We start from the raw sequence: 16,990 nt of genomic DNA on the forward strand, positions 1-16,990 counted from the left end.
AGCTTCACTCCGCTGGGGGACTGTCCCCCTTATTTTATTTCAATCGTCCCACCACTAATCCGCTTATATCCCCGCAGTTTACTCAAATCCTCGATGAGTTTTAATGCTGCTTGGTCTTTCGACTTAGCCTCAATCATGAAATCGACATCCTGTCCAGTTTCTTTCAGTAACTGCAGAAAAGGCATAATGAATGCCGGATCCACAAAATCTGCATGAGAGCGGAATTCCTTTTCTGACTTTGGTGAGGATATATGAATTTTGGGTATATGCGGCACATGCTCCCATGTCTGGACAATTCGCGGCCACAGCTCCTCTAGCGGGGCTTCAGACAGATTTGCCATATGGTGGTGATAGTCAAACACCAAGGGAATGGTTTCTTTTTCACATACCACTAGCGTTTCTTCTGCGGTATAGGTCTTATCATCATTTTCTAACGTCATGACCTGTTTAATATGTGCCGGCAGGGTGGTTAAGTTTTGGTGAAAACGAATCAAGGTCTCCTGCTTATCCCCGTAAGCACCACCGATATGTATATTAATCAAGCCTTTATCGGCAATCCCCATCGCTTCAAACATTTGATAATGATAGCTCATGTCGATGACTGCATTTTCAGTAATAGTGTTTTTTGGCGAGGTAAACAAAGTAAATTGATTCGGATGGAAGCTAACCCGCAGGTGATTGTTCCGAACCAGATCGCCAAGCTCTTCCCACTCCTTTTGAAAGGGGGTGGTAAAGTCCCAGCGCACCTCTGGATGGGTGGCAAGGGGGACAATGGAGCTAGACATCCGATAGACTTCAATTTCATGAGCAAGATTGAAATACAGCATTCGTTTCGTGTGCTCGATATTTTGCCTCGTCACATCCAGCAGCTTTTCTGTGCGCTCCTCGGGGCTAAGCTGCTGATAACGGGTGTAGGTGAGCGTCTTAGCTGGAGAAGCATCCCATAAAGTTATGGCAGTCGAAACATAGCCAAAACGAATTTTCATATCAGTAGCTCCCTTCTGAGGATAGTCCCCCATTGCTTTAATACGTTACTACGCCGGGGGACTGTCCCCCCCTTAGAGGAAAAATGCGATTAAGCGGGCAAAACTCTCTTTCAGTGAACGTAATGGATTGGGTTTGTTTAGGACTTCTAAAGTCAGCAACGTGGAGTCTTTGATGTCCTTTTCGATAACTTCCTTTACACGCTTAATAAAAGCAGGGTCATAGATATAACAGTTGATTTCCTTGTTTAATAAGAAGCTGCGGTTATCGAAATTAGCGGTGCCGATATCGCAAATCGTATCGTCAATCACCATTGTTTTTGCATGATAAAACCCATTTTTATATTGATAAACAACCGCTCCCTTTTTCAGCACTTCTCGTAAATAACGATAGGATCCTTCCTGAACAAGCATATGGTCAGCGGTATACGGAACAACAACCGTAAGCGACACGCCGCGGCTTATCGCTTGAAGCAATTCCTTCATGACTCGTGTACTTGGGACAAAATAAGGGCTCCCGATAATAATGGAATGTTGGGCCTTTCGAATCACCTGGATAAACTTTTCCTCTAACATGCCGGACTCGGTTGGAACAAACTGATGGCGGACAGGACCCTTAGAAAGCGATGGGAAATAGGCCGGTTGATGCTGGAGGTTTTCACCCCCATACTCTGCCCAGTCAATCATAAACTCACTTTGTAATGAATGAACACTTTCACCCAATATTTTTAAATGGTAATCACGCCAAGGACTTAGCTTTGGGTCTTGATCAACGTATTCCTTACCAATATTAAACCCGCCAACATAGCCGATTTTCCCGTCGATTATCGAAATTTTACGGTGATTACGGATTTGAGAGGAGTAAAAAGGAAACGGCAACTTAATGCGGTTGCTAAAAGCAAATTTGACCCCCGCCTCTTTAAGGGCTCTTACCGTTGACGACTTGATCCTCCAACTGCCGAGACGGTCAATCAAAAGCCGCACTTCCACCCCTTGGCGTGCTTTTTCTTTTAAAAGAGCGAGAAATTCCTGGCCGAACGGATCATCTTTAACAATATAAAAGAGCACATGAACATGCTTCGTTGCTTGACGAATTTCTCGGAAATAATCTGCGAATAATTCCTTTCCATGTGTAAAAATATCCACATGGCCATGGAGGATGCTTGTTTCCATATAACTAACAATAGAAAGATGCTTCTTTCGTCCTAATCTAAAATCTAATACGAGCCATATAATGATGAGTAGTAGTAGTGCGCTTAAAAAGATGGCCAAGCTCATGTAGAATCTTTCCTCCAATCGGTTTCATTAGTGTTTCCGAACCGGTTCTTTTCTATAAGTCGAACGAATTTTGCAAAAATTGGTTGACTGAATGCTCATTCATAATATAATAGAGGTAAGATAGAGTTCAGAAAATTTACTATTTTCTTGTAAGAACTGGGGAAAGGGGCGTTAAATGATGAATGTTCTTTTGTGGATTAACCTCATTGCATTTTTAGTTGTAACCGCTTACGCTGTTAGCCTATTTATTTATGTGGTTAAGACTCGGATTGAATTTATTAAGTTGGGGAAAAAGGTCGAGTTTGATAACAATGTCAAAGAGCGGCTGCAAAAAATTTGGGTCAACGTGTTTGGCCAGAAAAAGCTGTTAAAGGATAAGAAGAGCGGCGCTATTCACGTTATGTTCTTTTACGGATTCATTCTCGTTCAATTTGGCGCCATCGATTTTATTTGGAAAGGGCTTGTCCCAGGTTCACATCTGCCACTTGGACCGCTATATGCAGGTTTCACGTTTTTCCAGGAAATCGTTACACTGACGATCCTCGTTGCGGTGATTTGGGCTTTTTACCGCCGCTATGTGGAAAAATTAGTTCGATTGAAGCGCAATTTTAAATCGGGGCTTGTATTATTGTTTATCGGCGGCCTTATGGTTTCTGTATTGGTCGGAAATGGAATGGGCATCATCTGGCACGGGGAAGAGGCTTCATGGACTGAGCCGGTAGCTTCCCTGATAGCAATGGGCTTTTCATGGATAGGAGAGACAGCCTCCATCGCCATTTTTTATGTGGCATGGTGGATGCACTTATTGTTCTTATTAACTTTCTTAGTATACGTGCCGCAATCCAAGCACGCGCACTTACTGGCTGGACCGGCTAACGTTTATTTTAACCGTTTAGAAAAACCAGGTAAGTTAAAGAAAGTGGATTTTGAAGACGAAACACAAGAATCCTTTGGGGTTGGCAAAATTGAAGACTTTACCCAGCACCAAATGATCGATTTTTATGCCTGTGTAGAATGTGGACGCTGTACTAATATGTGTCCAGCAACCGGAACAGGTAAAATGCTGTCTCCAATGGACTTAATTGTGAAAATGCGAGACCACCTCACTAATTATGGTGCGTCGGTAACGTCAAAGCAGCCATGGGTGCCTACGTTTGCTTTTTCCAATACAAAAGGAAACCAAATTGCTCTAGCTGCAGCTGGTCAAGGTGCAGAAGAAACGGCTGCTGCGCTTGCATATAGCCCAAGCTTGATTGGCGAGGTCATTACCGAAGAAGAGATTTGGGCATGTACAACATGCCGCAACTGTGAAGACCAATGCCCAGTTATGAACGAGCACGTGGATAAAATTATTGACCTTCGTCGTTATTTAGTGTTAACAGAAGGTAAAATGGATGCCGATGCACAGCGCGCGATGACGAATATTGAACGTCAGGGCAATCCATGGGGCTTAAACCGTAAAGAGCGCGAAAGCTGGCGTGAGGTACGCGAGGATGTAGAGATTCCAACTGTTAAAGAAATGAACAAAAAGGGCGAAGAATTTGAATACCTCTTCTGGGTTGGTTCAATGGGATCTTACGATAACCGCAGCCAAAAAATTGCTCTTTCTTTTGGGAAGTTGATGAATGAAGCAGGCGTGAAATTCGCCATTTTAGGCAATAAAGAGAAAAACTCTGGTGATACACCAAGACGCCTAGGAAATGAGTTCTTGTTCCAGGAGCTGGCGACGAAAAATATTGAGGAATTTGAAAAGGCAGAAGTGAAGAAAATCGTTACGATTGATCCGCATGCCTATAATATCTTCAAAAATGAGTACCCTGATTTCGGGTTACAGGCAGAGGTTTACCACCATACAGAGGTTCTATATGAGCTGGTTCGTGACGGGCGCTTGGTACCGAAGCATGCAGTTAATGAAAAGATTACTTTCCATGACTCTTGTTACTTAGGTCGTTACAATGATGTGTATGATCCACCACGTGAAATCTTAAAATCGATTCCTGGCGTACAGCTGGTGGAGATGGAGCGCAACAGAGAAACGGGTATGTGCTGCGGAGCAGGCGGCGGCTTGATGTGGATGGAGGAAGAAACCGGGCATCGTATTAACGTGAGTCGTACAGAGCAAGCGCTGGCTGTCAATCCTTCTATCATCAGTTCGGGCTGTCCATACTGCTTAACGATGTTATCAGATGGAACAAAGGCTAAAGAGGTGGAAGAAAAAGTAGCAACCTACGATGTGGCTGAGTTGCTTGAAAAAGCAGTTTGTGGAGAAGTGAAAGAAATCGCATCGTAAGTGTGGTTGTCAATGAGTTAGAATAGCAAAGGTTGAGATTTTCATTCAAAATTTTAGGAATTTTGTGTAAAACATTTCAACTTTTGCTATTTTTTATGTAAAATAGAAAGTAAGAATAAAACGCTTACATTTCCTTTTTTATTTTCGTACGTGGGCAGTGAGTTTTTTGTTAAACGATCTGGCTTGCGTTATTTTTTGAGATTTTTTCGAGCGAGCGTTCAGTCGCCGGAAACAGATGGGGTATTTTTGTAAAAATATAAGACTGAATATTAGGAAAAGGGAGAGTGTTTTGAATGGGAAAAACGGTTATTTTGAGCGGAGTAAGAACGCCATTTGGAAAACTTGGGGGTGCTTTAAGTAGTTTCACGGCTTCACAGCTAGGAGGAATCGCGGTAAAGGAAGCGTTGGTGCGCGCAGGCGTTAAGCCTGAAGAGGTAGGGGAAGTTATCCTCGGAACGGTTTTACAAGGGGGTCAAGGACAGATTCCGTCGCGCCAGGCAGCTCGTCATGCAGGTTTGCCGTGGGAAGTTAAAACAGAAACGATTAATAAGGTGTGTGCGTCTGGCATGCGCAGTGTGACGTTGGCCGATCAAATTATTCGCGCGGGCGATGAGGAAGTCATTGTGGCAGGCGGAATGGAATCCATGAGTAACGCACCGTACATTTTACCAAAGGCAAGATGGGGCTTTAGAATGGGCGATTCACAAGTGAAGGATCTCATGATTCATGACGGCTTGAGCTGCAGCTTTACAGGTGTTCACATGGGAACATACGGCAATTCAACGGCAGAGGAAATGGAGATTTCTCGTGAAGCGCAGGATGAGTGGGCGTTACGAAGCCATGTTCGCGCACTTGAGGCGATTGAGAGTGGGAAGTTAGCGGAGGAAATCGTCTCGGTAGAAGTGTCGCAGCGAAAAGGGGAACCGATTGTTGTGTCTACTGACGAGGGGCCGCGAAACGATACTTCGTTAGAACGCCTTGCTAAATTGGCACCTGTATTCAATTCAAAGGGGACCATTACGGCGGGGAACGCACCAGGAGTGAATGACGGTGCGGCTGCCCTCGTGTTGATGAGCAAGGAGCGCGCGGCTCGTGAAGGTCGTGAAATCGGTGCGGTGATTCTTGGTCATGCGGCTGTCGCTGTCGAAGCGAAGGATTTCCCGCAAACACCGGGCCTTGTGATCAATGAGATTTTAAGGAAGACGGGCAAAAGCTTGGAGGAGATTGACTTAATTGAAATCAATGAGGCATTTGCTGCTGTTGCTTTAGCAAGTGGGAAAATTGCTGGGCTAGATCCGGAAAAGGTCAATGTGAATGGCGGTGCGGTCGCACTAGGGCATCCAATTGGTGCTAGCGGTGCGCGGATTATCATCACATTGATGCATGAATTGAAGCGCCGCGGCGGCGGAATTGGAATTGCAGCTATTTGCAGCGGCGGTGGCCAGGGCGATGCGGTGATGATTGAGGTGCCGAAGGCTTAGTTTGTTCGTTTTGGTAGTTTAATAATTTCCAAATAATGTTTAATTGCACAAAACACCGGGATTTTGGCACAAATCAGTCCGATTTTTGCACAAAACACATCAAAATTGGCACAAAATACCGTGAAAATGACACAAAACATAAAACACCTTAGAAATCGGCACAAAACCTAGTTTAATTTATACAAAAATACGTTTGGTCGGACTCGCTCCGGCCAATCTGGAGGGGAAAACATGAAGGTTTCGAAGGTAATGGTAATTGGAGCGGGACAAATGGGTTCGGGAATCGCCCAAGTTTGTGCCCAAGCAGGATATAACGTGTTATTAAATGACTTAAAGCCTGAATTCGTGGAACGCGGCTTAGGGGTTATTAATAAAAACCTTTCCCGCAACGTCGATAAAGGCAGAATGACCAAGGAGCAAAAGCAGGAAGTGCTGGCAAGACTTACTGTTTCAACCGATCTAACCGATTCTGCTGGAGTAGACCTCGTCATCGAGGCAGCCGTTGAAAATATGGAAATCAAAACAAAAATCTTTGCTCAATTAGATGAAATTGCTCAAGCGCATACCATTTTAGCGAGCAATACCTCGTCCCTGCCAATCACAGAGATTGCTGCAGCGACGAAGCGTCCGGAAAAGGTCATCGGCATGCACTTTATGAATCCAGTGCCAGTGATGAAGCTAGTGGAAATTATTCGCGGCCTAGCAACAGCGGATGAAGTCTATCAAGTGATTGAAGACATGACAAAAACGTTAAGCAAGGTGCCTGTAGAAGTTAATGATTTCCCTGGCTTTGTTTCAAACCGAATTCTCATGCCAATGATCAACGAAGCGATTTACACGTTGTATGAAGGCGTGGCAACAAAGGAAGCGATTGATGAGGTCATGAAGCTCGGCATGAATCATCCGATGGGGCCGTTAACTTTGGCTGACTTTATTGGGTTAGATACATGCCTGTACATTATGGAAACACTCCATGAAGGCTTCGGCGACGATAAATACCGTCCATGTCCATTGCTTCGAAAATATGTAAAAGCAGGATGGCTAGGCAAGAAAACAGGACGTGGATTCTACACGTACGAATAGGAACGGAAGCATTTTATAAAAAAATACACAAAAACCAGGTGGGTCACTGCGATACATACACTTCTGTGATCTCCCCTGGCAAACGAATCCACCTTAAAAAGGGGAGAGACAAATGAATCTGACATTCACAGAAGAACAAGAAATGATGCGAAAAATGGTCCGTGATTTTGCGAATAGTGAAATTGCTCCATTCGTCGAGAGGATGGAAAAAGGAGAGTTCCCGCGAGAGATTCTCCGTAAAATGGGCGAGCTTGGTTTGATGGGGATTCCAGTGCCTGAAAAATACGGCGGGGCTGAGATGGATTTCACCTCCTATATTATTGCCATCAATGAGATTTCGAAGGTAAGTGCCACACTGGGCGTAATTTTATCGGTGCATACGTCGGTGGGGACGAACCCGATTCTTTATTTCGGAACGGAGGAACAGAAGCAAAAGTATGTGCCGAAGTTAGCTTCATGTGAATACTTAGGGGCTTTTTGTTTAACCGAGCCGAGCGCTGGCTCAGATGCAGCAAGCTTGAAGTCGCGTGCGGTTAAGAAGGGTAACCATTATGTCATCAATGGCTCGAAGGTATTCATTACCAACGGCGGTGAGGCGGACATTTATATTGTGTTTGCCAGCACTGAACCTAAGTTGGGCACAAAAGGCATTGCTGCTTTTATTGTTGAAAAAAATACCCCTGGTCTGATTATCGGGAAGGATGAACACAAAATGGGGCTTCACGGCTCGAGGACCGTACAGCTTACGTTCGAAGATATGCGTGTTCCGGTGGAAAATCTTCTCGGCAACGAAAGTGAAGGCTTTAAAATTGCCATGGCCAACCTAGAGGTCGGTCGCATCGGCATCGCTACCCAGGCACTTGGTATCGCGGAGGCCGCACTGTCTGCCGCATCGACCTATGCGAAAGAGCGTCACCAGTTTGGCAAGCCAATAGCGGCACAGCAAGGAATCGGCTTTAAGCTGGCTGACATGGCGACAAGTGTGGAGGCTGCGAAACTATTAGTCTATCGCGCGGCTGATTTACGGTGCCGTGGGGTGAAATGTGGAATGGAAGCATCAATGGCAAAGTTGTTTGCCACTCGAACAGCGGTAGAGGTAGCAACCGAAGCGATCCAAGTGTTTGGCGGCTACGGTTATACGGAGGATTACCCGGTGGAGCGCTATTTCCGTGATGCGAAGGTAACCGAAATCTATGAGGGTACGAGCGAGATTCAGCGGATCGTCATTAGTAAGTATTTGTAGATAAAAATGGATTTTGTGTAGATATCTCCCCAAATCGTGTAGATAAACTGTAAAAGTGTGTAGATATTCGACCAATACATGTAGATAAATTGCAAAAGTATGTAGATAAATACAAAAAACGTGTAGATATCCCAAAGGAGGACCTGAAAATGAACTTTAAGTTAACCGAAGAACATGAAATGATCCGGAAAATGGTTCGTGATTTTGCTAGAAACGAAGTGGCGCCGACTGCGGCTGAGCGTGATGAGGAAGAGCGCTTTGACCGGGAGATTTTTGACAAAATGGCGGAGCTTGGCTTAACGGGAATTCCATGGCCGGAAGAGTATGGCGGAATTGGCAGTGACTATTTAGCTTATTGTATCGCCGTTGAAGAGCTTTCCCGCGTCTGTGCATCAACAGGGGTGACTCTTTCTGCGCACACGTCGCTTGCTGGCTGGCCAATCTTCAAATTCGGCAGCGAAGAGCAGAAACAAACGTATCTTCGTCCGATGGCAGAAGGAAGCAAGATTGGGGCATACGGCTTAACAGAGCCTGGCAGCGGTTCGGATGCGGGCGGCATGAGAACAACGGCTCGCTTAGAAGGTGACCATTACGTTCTAAATGGCTCAAAAATATTCATCACTAACGGCGGCATCGCTGATATTTATGTGGTGTTTGCATTAACTGATCCGTCCAGCAAACAAAAGGGTACAACTGCTTTTATCGTCGAAAAAGACTTCCCAGGCTTCTCTGTTGGGAAAAAAGAAAAGAAACTCGGCATCCGTTCGTCACCAACGACGGAAATTATTTTCGAAGATTGCAAGGTTCCTGTTGCCAACCGACTTGGTGAAGAAGGCGACGGCTTTAAAATTGCCATGATGACACTGGATGGCGGCCGTAACGGAATTGCAGCGCAAGCGGTAGGTATCGCGCAAGGTGCATTGGATGCAGCGGTTGACTATGCAAAGGAACGCCAACAATTTGGTAAACCCATCGCCGCACAGCAGGGAATCAGCTTTAAGCTAGCTGACATGGCGACTGGAATTGAAGCTGCAAGACTATTAACCTATCAAGCAGCATGGTTGGAGTCAAAGGGCCTTCCATACGGAAAAGAGTCCGCGATGTCTAAATTATTTGCGGGTGACACAGCGATGAAGGTAACAACGGAAGCGGTTCAGGTGTTTGGCGGCTACGGCTATACAAAGGATTATCCAGTCGAACGTTTCATGCGTGATGCAAAAATCACGCAAATATACGAAGGTACACAGGAAATTCAGCGCCTAGTTATTTCAAGAATGATTACGAAATAAATAGAAAAGCGGAAGCGCCTTGTTCAGCCCCGACAGGCAAATGTTCTTCGGTGGGAAAAGTCCGAATTTTGACTTTTTCTGCCGAAGGTTATTTGACCCGAGGGGCTAGGCGCTGGAGCTAGACAGGAGGCGGTCGATGGGAATGAAAAAGCGGGAAGTACAGGCTTCGGTCAAGGATGAGCGCCTGGTTCAGAAGCGGCGCGATCAGATGATCAAAGGGGCCGTGACACTTTTTAAACAAAAGGGGTTTCACCGGACGACGACGAGGGAAATTGCGAAGGCAGCGGGCTTTAGCATTGGGACGCTTTATGAATACATTCGCACAAAAGAGGATGTTCTCTATTTAGTATGTGACAGCATTTATGATCATGTTAGTGACCGACTTCAGAAAGACTTGGCCTTGAAAAAGGGAACATTGGAAAGCTTGAAGCTTGGGATTGCCAACTTTTTTCAGGTCATGGATGAAATGCAGGCAGAAGTGCTCGTGATGTATCAGGAAGTGAAGTCCCTATCTAGGGACGCCCTTCCGTATGTGTTGAAAAAAGAGATGGAAATGGTGGCTATGTTTGAAAATCTGCTCACGCGTTGCGTGGAAAACGGGGAACTGACGCTGACGGAAAAGCAGGTAGAGCTGATTGCACATAACATCTTTGTTCAGGGGCAAATGTGGGGCTTCCGCCGCTGGGCACTTAGAAAATTATTTACGCTCGAGGAGTACATTGATTTGCAGACCGAGATTTTGTTATCGGGGATTGGCGGCGACGTCACGAGTGCCGAAAAACGTCTGGAAAACGAAACGAATCGCACCCGATAAATAGAGTTCATTTTTCAAAAAGGGGGAGTACGATGGGAACTTATCAGCCTAAGCATCATATCCGTTTTGTGACGGCGTCGAGTTTGTTTGATGGGCATGATGCTTCGATTAATATTATGAGGCGAATTCTTCAGGCGAGCGGGGCGGAGGTTATTCACCTTGGGCATAACCGTTCGGTGGAGGAGGTTGTGAACGCGGCGATTCAAGAGGATGTGCAGGGGATTGCGATTTCTTCTTATCAAGGCGGACACGTTGAATACTTTAAATATATGTATGACCTGTTAAAGGAAAAGGGTGCACCGCATATCCGTATTTATGGCGGCGGGGGTGGCGTTATCATTCCTCGGGAAATTGATGAGCTTCATGCGTATGGAATTGCGCGCATTTTTTCACCAGAGGACGGTCGTTTGCTGGGCTTACAGGGCATGATTGACAGAATGATTGAGGAGTGCGATTTTTCAACGGTTGACATGGATACGGCTGAGCAAATTGAAAAGCTTCCTACTGGGGATGTAAATGCCATTGCCAAGTTGATTACGTTAGCCGAGCTTCATGTCGATAAAAAGAATGAAGCGGCTGCGGCAGCTGAACAGGTGCTTGAACAAGTGAAGTCGCTCGAGAAGGCGATTCCGGTGGTCGGGATTACGGGAACAGGTGGCGCTGGAAAAAGTTCGTTGACGGATGAATTAATCCGCCGCTTTATCAATGAACTTCCTGATAAAAAGGTAGCGATTCTGTCTGTTGATCCAACTAAGCAAAAAACGGGCGGTGCCTTGCTTGGGGACCGGATTCGTATGAATGCGATTTTCTCTCCGAATGTGTATATGCGAAGTCTGGCAACAAGACGTTCGAAAAATGAATTGTCGCTTGCGATTAAGGATGCGGTTGCGGTGACAAAAGCTGCGGGCTTTGACCTGGTGATTGTGGAAACGAGCGGAATTGGGCAGGGTGATGCGGAAATCACGGAAATATGTGATGTTTCCATGTACGTCATGACGAGTGAATTCGGTGCGCCATCTCAGCTTGAAAAAATTGATATGATTGATTTTGCTGACTTAATTGTCATCAATAAATATGAGCGTAAAGGTTCAGAGGATGCGAAGCGCCAGGTGCAAAAGCAGTACCAGCGCAGCCATATGCTGTTTGAAAAAGACCCATCCGAAATGCCGGTGTACGGAACGATTGCGAGTCAGTTCAATGACCCGGGCACAAACGCTCTGTTTGCGGCGTTAGTGGAAAAAATCAATGCAAAAATGGCGACAGATTGGGTGACTTCTTTTAGTAAGAGTGCCGTGGTGGAAATGCAGAACGTGATTATTCCAACCGACCGCCGTTACTATTTAAGAGAGATTTCTGAAACAGTTAGGGGCTACCATAAGAAGGCGGAAGAGCAAGCGAGTATTGCCCGGAAATTATTCCAGCTCGAAGGGGCGATTGCGGCTGTTCAGGATCAGCCGGAGGTAGTGGCAGCGTTAGAAGTGGTGAAGCAGGAAACCGAAGCGCGGTTAACGCCTGAATCGAAAAAGATTTTGGGTACGTGGGAGAAAACGAAGGAAGCTTATTCTGGCGACCAGTTTGTCACACGAATCCGCGATAAAGAAATTATTACGGTGTTAAGATCGAAGAGTTTATCAGGTATTGATATTCCGAAGGTGGCTTTACCTAGGTATAAGGACTACGGGGAAATTCTTCGCTGGGTATACCAGGAAAATGTACCGGGTTCGTTCCCATATACGGCTGGGGTATTTCCATTCAAGCGTGAGGGAGAGGATCCGAAGCGCCAGTTTGCCGGAGAAGGTACACCGGAACGGACGAATCGCCGTTTTCACTATTTATCGAAGGATGATGCAGCAAAACGCTTAAGTACGGCGTTTGACTCGGTGACGTTGTACGGGGAGGACCCAGATTACCGCCCAGATATTTATGGCAAGGTCGGTGAGAGCGGCGTTAGCGTTTGTACGTTAGATGATATGAAAAAGCTGTATGACGGTTTTGATTTATGCCATCCATCGACTTCCGTTTCGATGACGATTAATGGGCCGGCGCCAATTATTTTGGCGATGTTTATGAATACGGCAATCGACCAGCAGGTGAAGCGGAAGGAAGAGGAGCTTGGCCGCGTGTTAACGGTCGAGGAATTTGCGGAGGTTCGTGCCTATACACTTCGTACGGTTCGCGGTACGGTTCAGGCGGATATTTTAAAAGAGGACCAAGGGCAAAACACGTGTATTTTCTCAACGGAATTTGCCCTTCGGATGATGGGGGATATCCAGCAATATTTCATTGACCATCAGGTACGCAACTATTATTCGGTTTCGATTTCAGGTTATCATATTGCCGAAGCGGGAGCGAATCCGATTTCGCAGCTGGCGTTTACGCTTTCGAATGGATTCACCTATGTGGAATATTATTTAAGCCGCGGCATGAAGATTGATGATTTTGCTCCAAACCTATCGTTCTTCTTCTCCAATGGTTTGGATCCGGAGTATACGGTGATTGGCCGTGTGGCGCGCCGCATTTGGGCGACCGTAATGCGTGATAAGTATGGTGCGAATGAGAGAAGCCAGAAGCTGAAGTACCATGTTCAGACTTCAGGTCGTTCGCTCCATGCGCAGGAAATCGACTTTAATGATATTCGCACAACGCTTCAGGCGTTAATGGCGTTGCATGATAATTGTAATTCGCTTCATACTAATGCGTATGATGAGGCGATTACGACTCCGACAGAGGAATCGGTGCGCCGCGCGATGGCAATTCAGATGATTATTACGAAAGAGCATGGCTTAACGAAAAATGAGAATCCGCTTCAAGGCTCGTTTATCGTTGAGGAGCTGACGGAATTGGTTGAGGAAGCAGTGCTTCAGGAGTTTGAGCGTTTGAATGACCGAGGCGGTGTGCTTGGTTCGATGGAAACGCAGTACCAACGCGGAAAAATTCAAGATGAGTCGATGTTTTATGAAATGAAGAAGCATACCGGGGAGTTGCCGATTATTGGGGTTAATACGTATTTGAATCCAAATCCTCCATCAGAGGAAGAGGTCAACAATATGGAGTTGGCACGGGCAACGACGGAGGAAAAGGAATTGCAGATTCATAATTTGCGTTCCTTCCAAGAGGCGCATGCGGACAAAGCGGCAGAGGCGTTAAAGCGGTTAAAAGAAGCAGCGGTCTCTGGCGGCAATATTTTTGCTGCATTAATGGAAACCGTCCAAGTCGCAAGCCTCGGCCAAATTACACGTGCACTATACGAAGTCGGCGGACAGTACCGTCGGAATATGTAAAAAGAAAAGCAGAAGCGCCTTGTTCAGCCCCGAAAGGCAAATGTTCTTCGGCGAGAAAAGTCCGCCTTTTTACTTTTCTTGACGAAGGTTATTTGACCCGAGGGGCTAGGCGCTGTAGCTAGACAATTCTCAAAGTAATATTATATTAAATTTAGAACATGTAGGGTGTCAGGCACCATGTGAAACGTTCACAAAGGTGCCTGACACCAATCTTTGTTTTTATGGAAAAATTTTTGAGTACAACATGTTAAATTGAAGCGTTATCTTATATAATCAAACTAGTGTAAAACTTCTAAGAGATTTGGCAGGTGAGTGTAGATGAAGGTTAGTCATATATTATTAATTTTAATTGTATTTGCCTGGCCATTAAACTATCTCTATCAGCGCCAATTAGGAGCTATCTCGTTTCTTTTACTAGCAATTTTCTTCTTGGTGATCACGATTAAAGAGACCAAAAAGCTAAAAAATCAGGAAAATGGTGACACACCTAAGTCCAATCAAGAAAAAATCAAGTGAAACATAAGTTAGAAACTAGCATAAACGGGAAGAAATTGTTTATAATGGAGAATATGTCTTTAAAGCGGAAAGGCGGAAGCGGATAGGACCCCGAGAGGCTAGGCGCTGAAGCTGGACTAGAAACGCCCGTTATCACTCCTACAAGAGTGTTAAATAGAGAAAGGAAGTGCCAAAATTGAGTTTAGCACAATACTCAAAAGAGGAATTACAAGAGTTATCCCTCATAGAAATGGCTCACGAATACTTAAAAAATAGCAAGCAACCAATCGCTTTCAATGAACTAATTAATGAAATTACAAATGCTGTAGGTATGTCTAAAGAGGAAATTCGCTCAAGACTTGCACAGTTTTATACGGACATGAATATCGATGGCCGCTTCCTCTCATTAGGAGATAATCGTTGGGGACTTCGCGTATGGTATCCGGTTGATACAGCGGAAGAAGAAGTAGTTACTGTGGTTAAACCGAAGAAGAAGAAGGCGAAGAAGGTTGTTGAAGAAGACGAACTTGAAGATTTCGATGAAATCGATGAGGAAGAATATGATGAACTCGACGATTTCGCCGATGAGGACGATCTACTTGATGATGACGACGATCTAGACATTGATGAAGATGAGGATTTGGAAATTGATGAAGACGTCATTGAAGAGGATGAATTCGATCTAGACGAAGATGAAGACTTAGATGAAGAGCTTGATGAGGAAGAAGTTTTTGAAGAGGAAGAAGACGAAGACTTGTAAACAGCTTGACTTTTTTTTCTCGCCCTTGTATTATCTTTTTTGGGCTCCTTAAAAAAGGACAAATCAATCTTTACTTATATGCGCTCCCTAGTGGGGCGCTTTTTAATTTTAAAAAAACTCCCGAAATATGGAGTTTTTTCGTTTTTTAGTCTATAGGATAGGTAAGTAATTCATGACGATTGACGAACCCGACGGCCTTGATGGATGATGCGTTCATTCAGCAGGCCAAAATATTTTTTATGAAAAATCCTAAACAGACTGAATAATGGTCAAACTGTAAATAAGGGGGAATTTTTAATGACAAAGTATATTTTTGTAACCGGTGGTGTGGTGTCATCACTCGGAAAGGGAATTACCGCTGCTTCTTTAGGGCGCTTATTGAAAAATCGGGGTTTGAACGTGACCATCCAAAAATTTGACCCGTATATTAACGTGGACCCTGGAACGATGAGTCCCTATCAACATGGTGAAGTATTCGTTACTGGTGACGGTGCGGAAACAGATCTAGACCTTGGCCACTATGAGCGCTTTATTGACATCAACTTAAACAAGTATAGCAATGTGACAACAGGAAAAATCTATTCAACGGTTTTACGTAAAGAACGCCGCGGTGACTATTTAGGTGCGACGGTGCAGGTTATTCCGCACATTACGAATGAAATTAAAGAGCGCTGCCTACGTGCCGGTAATGAAACAAATGCCGATGTGGTCATTACTGAAATCGGCGGTACGGTTGGTGATATTGAATCCCTACCATTCCTTGAAGCGATTCGTCAGATGAAGAGTGACATCGGCAGTGACAACGTTATGTACATTCACTGTACCCTAATTCCGTACATAAAAGCGGCGGGTGAGATGAAGACGAAGCCAACACAGCACAGTGTTAAAGAACTTCGTAGCTTGGGAATCCAGCCAAATATTATTGTTGTTCGTACGGAAATGCCTGTTTCACAGGACATGAAGGATAAGATTGCTTTGTTCTGTGATATTGACGCCAAGGCTGTTATTGAATGTCAGGATGCAGACACACTTTATTCCATTCCGCTTGCCCTTCAAGAGCAAAACATGGATCAAATTGTGTGTGACCATTTGAAGCTACAGACGAAGGAAGCCGAAATGACTGAGTGGAAACAGCTTGTTGACCGCGTTCTTAGTCTTTCCAACAAGACACGTATTGGTCTTGTCGGAAAATACGTTGAGCTCCAGGATGCTTATATTTCGGTTGTTGAAGCGATGAAGCATGCCGGATATGCGTTTGATTCAGAAGTAGAAATTAAATGGATCAATGCAGAGCATGTAACTCGCGAGAATGTGGCTGAGTTATTGGCTGATGTAGATGGAGTATTAGTTCCAGGTGGATTCGGCGACCGTGGTGTGGAAGGGAAAATTGAAGCGACTCGCTATGCCCGTGAGCAGAAGAAGCCATTCCTTGGTATTTGCTTAGGCATGCAGCTGGCTACAATTGAATTTGCACGTAACGTCCTTGGTTACAGTGATGCACATTCTGCTGAGTTTGTTCCGGAAACAGCTCATCCAATTATTGATTTACTACCAGAACAAAAGGATGTAGAGGATTTAGGCGGTACATTGCGATTAGGTCTGTATCCTTGCCGTTTGATGGAAGGCACGAAGGCGTTCGAGGCGTATGAGGATGAGGTTGTTTACGAGCGTCACCGCCACCGTTATGAGTTTAACAATCATTACCGTCAAGAAATGGAAGCACAAGGCTTTATTTTCTCAGGTACTAGTCCTGATGGCCGTTTAGTGGAAATTATCGAGCTTTCAGACCACCCATGGTTTGTGGCTTCTCAGTTCCATCCAGAGTTTGTGTCCAGACCAACGCGCCCGCAGCCGTTGTTCCGTGACTTTATTAAAGCTTCATTGCAAAAATAATTTGAGTGGGCCAGTTTTCCTGTGGGGGGGACTGGTCTTTTTTAATTGGTTATTTTCCATAAATTGTATAAATGCACAAAACACCTCGAAAACGGCACAA

Annotated in this window: 12 protein-coding genes; 10 read left to right on the plus strand and 2 right to left on the minus strand. The window is 45.0% G+C overall.

The window, feature by feature from the left end:
* Nucleotides 1-29 precede the first annotated feature (29 nt).
* Nucleotides 30-986, minus strand: a complete 957-nt coding sequence (gene uvsE, locus RCG25_RS00785; protein WP_308081782.1) for a UV DNA damage repair endonuclease UvsE — start codon at nt 984-986, stop codon at nt 30-32.
* Nucleotides 987-1,058: 72 nt separating this feature from the next.
* The gene (gene cls / locus RCG25_RS00790) at nt 1,059-2,261 is read right to left on the minus strand and encodes a cardiolipin synthase (protein WP_308081783.1); all 1,203 of its coding nucleotides are present in this window, start codon (nt 2,259-2,261) and stop codon (nt 1,059-1,061) included.
* Nucleotides 2,262-2,439: 178 nt separating this feature from the next.
* Here cls and RCG25_RS00795 point away from each other — a divergent pair, with 178 nt between their 5' ends.
* The 10 genes from RCG25_RS00795 to RCG25_RS00840 all read left to right on the plus strand — a co-directional run bounded on the left by RCG25_RS00795 (nt 2,440) and on the right by RCG25_RS00840 (nt 16,890).
* Nucleotides 2,440-4,551: a heterodisulfide reductase-related iron-sulfur binding cluster gene (locus RCG25_RS00795; protein ID WP_308084070.1), complete on the plus strand. Its 2,112-nt coding sequence runs from the start codon at nt 2,440-2,442 to the stop codon at nt 4,549-4,551.
* Nucleotides 4,552-4,844: 293 nt separating this feature from the next.
* On the plus strand, nt 4,845-6,032 hold the full coding sequence (locus RCG25_RS00800; RefSeq protein ID WP_308081784.1) for an acetyl-CoA C-acetyltransferase: 1,188 nt from the start codon (nt 4,845-4,847) through the stop codon (nt 6,030-6,032).
* 231 nt (nt 6,033-6,263) lie between these two features.
* Nucleotides 6,264-7,115, plus strand: coding sequence for a 3-hydroxybutyryl-CoA dehydrogenase (locus RCG25_RS00805; protein WP_308081785.1), 852 nt, complete (start codon nt 6,264-6,266; stop codon nt 7,113-7,115).
* Between the two features lie 112 nt (nt 7,116-7,227).
* Nucleotides 7,228-8,358 (plus strand): acyl-CoA dehydrogenase, encoded by a 1,131-nt coding sequence (locus RCG25_RS00810; RefSeq protein WP_308081786.1) that lies wholly within the window; start codon nt 7,228-7,230, stop codon nt 8,356-8,358.
* A 149-nt stretch (nt 8,359-8,507) separates the two neighbouring features.
* Nucleotides 8,508-9,647 (plus strand): acyl-CoA dehydrogenase, encoded by a 1,140-nt coding sequence (locus RCG25_RS00815; RefSeq protein WP_308081787.1) that lies wholly within the window; start codon nt 8,508-8,510, stop codon nt 9,645-9,647.
* A gap of 142 nt (nt 9,648-9,789) precedes the next feature.
* Nucleotides 9,790-10,461 (plus strand): TetR/AcrR family transcriptional regulator, encoded by a 672-nt coding sequence (locus RCG25_RS00820; RefSeq protein WP_308084071.1) that lies wholly within the window; start codon nt 9,790-9,792, stop codon nt 10,459-10,461.
* Between the two features lie 32 nt (nt 10,462-10,493).
* A complete protein-coding gene (gene icmF, locus RCG25_RS00825; protein ID WP_308081788.1) occupies nt 10,494-13,742 on the plus strand; it encodes a fused isobutyryl-CoA mutase/GTPase IcmF in 3,249 nt (1,082 codons plus the stop codon).
* 318 nt (nt 13,743-14,060) lie between these two features.
* Nucleotides 14,061-14,258 (plus strand): hypothetical protein, encoded by a 198-nt coding sequence (locus RCG25_RS00830; protein ID WP_308081789.1) that lies wholly within the window; start codon nt 14,061-14,063, stop codon nt 14,256-14,258.
* Nucleotides 14,259-14,433: 175 nt separating this feature from the next.
* Nucleotides 14,434-14,997 (plus strand): DNA-directed RNA polymerase subunit delta, encoded by a 564-nt coding sequence (rpoE, locus tag RCG25_RS00835; protein WP_308081790.1) that lies wholly within the window; start codon nt 14,434-14,436, stop codon nt 14,995-14,997.
* Between the two features lie 297 nt (nt 14,998-15,294).
* Complete coding sequence (locus tag RCG25_RS00840; protein WP_308081791.1) at nt 15,295-16,890, plus strand: CTP synthase; 1,596 nt, start codon at nt 15,295-15,297, stop codon at nt 16,888-16,890.
* Nucleotides 16,891-16,990: the final 100 nt, after the last annotated feature.

Source organism: Neobacillus sp. PS2-9 (assembly GCF_030915525.1).
In the GTDB taxonomy this organism is placed as follows: Bacteria; Bacillota; Bacilli; order Bacillales; family Cytobacillaceae; genus Neobacillus.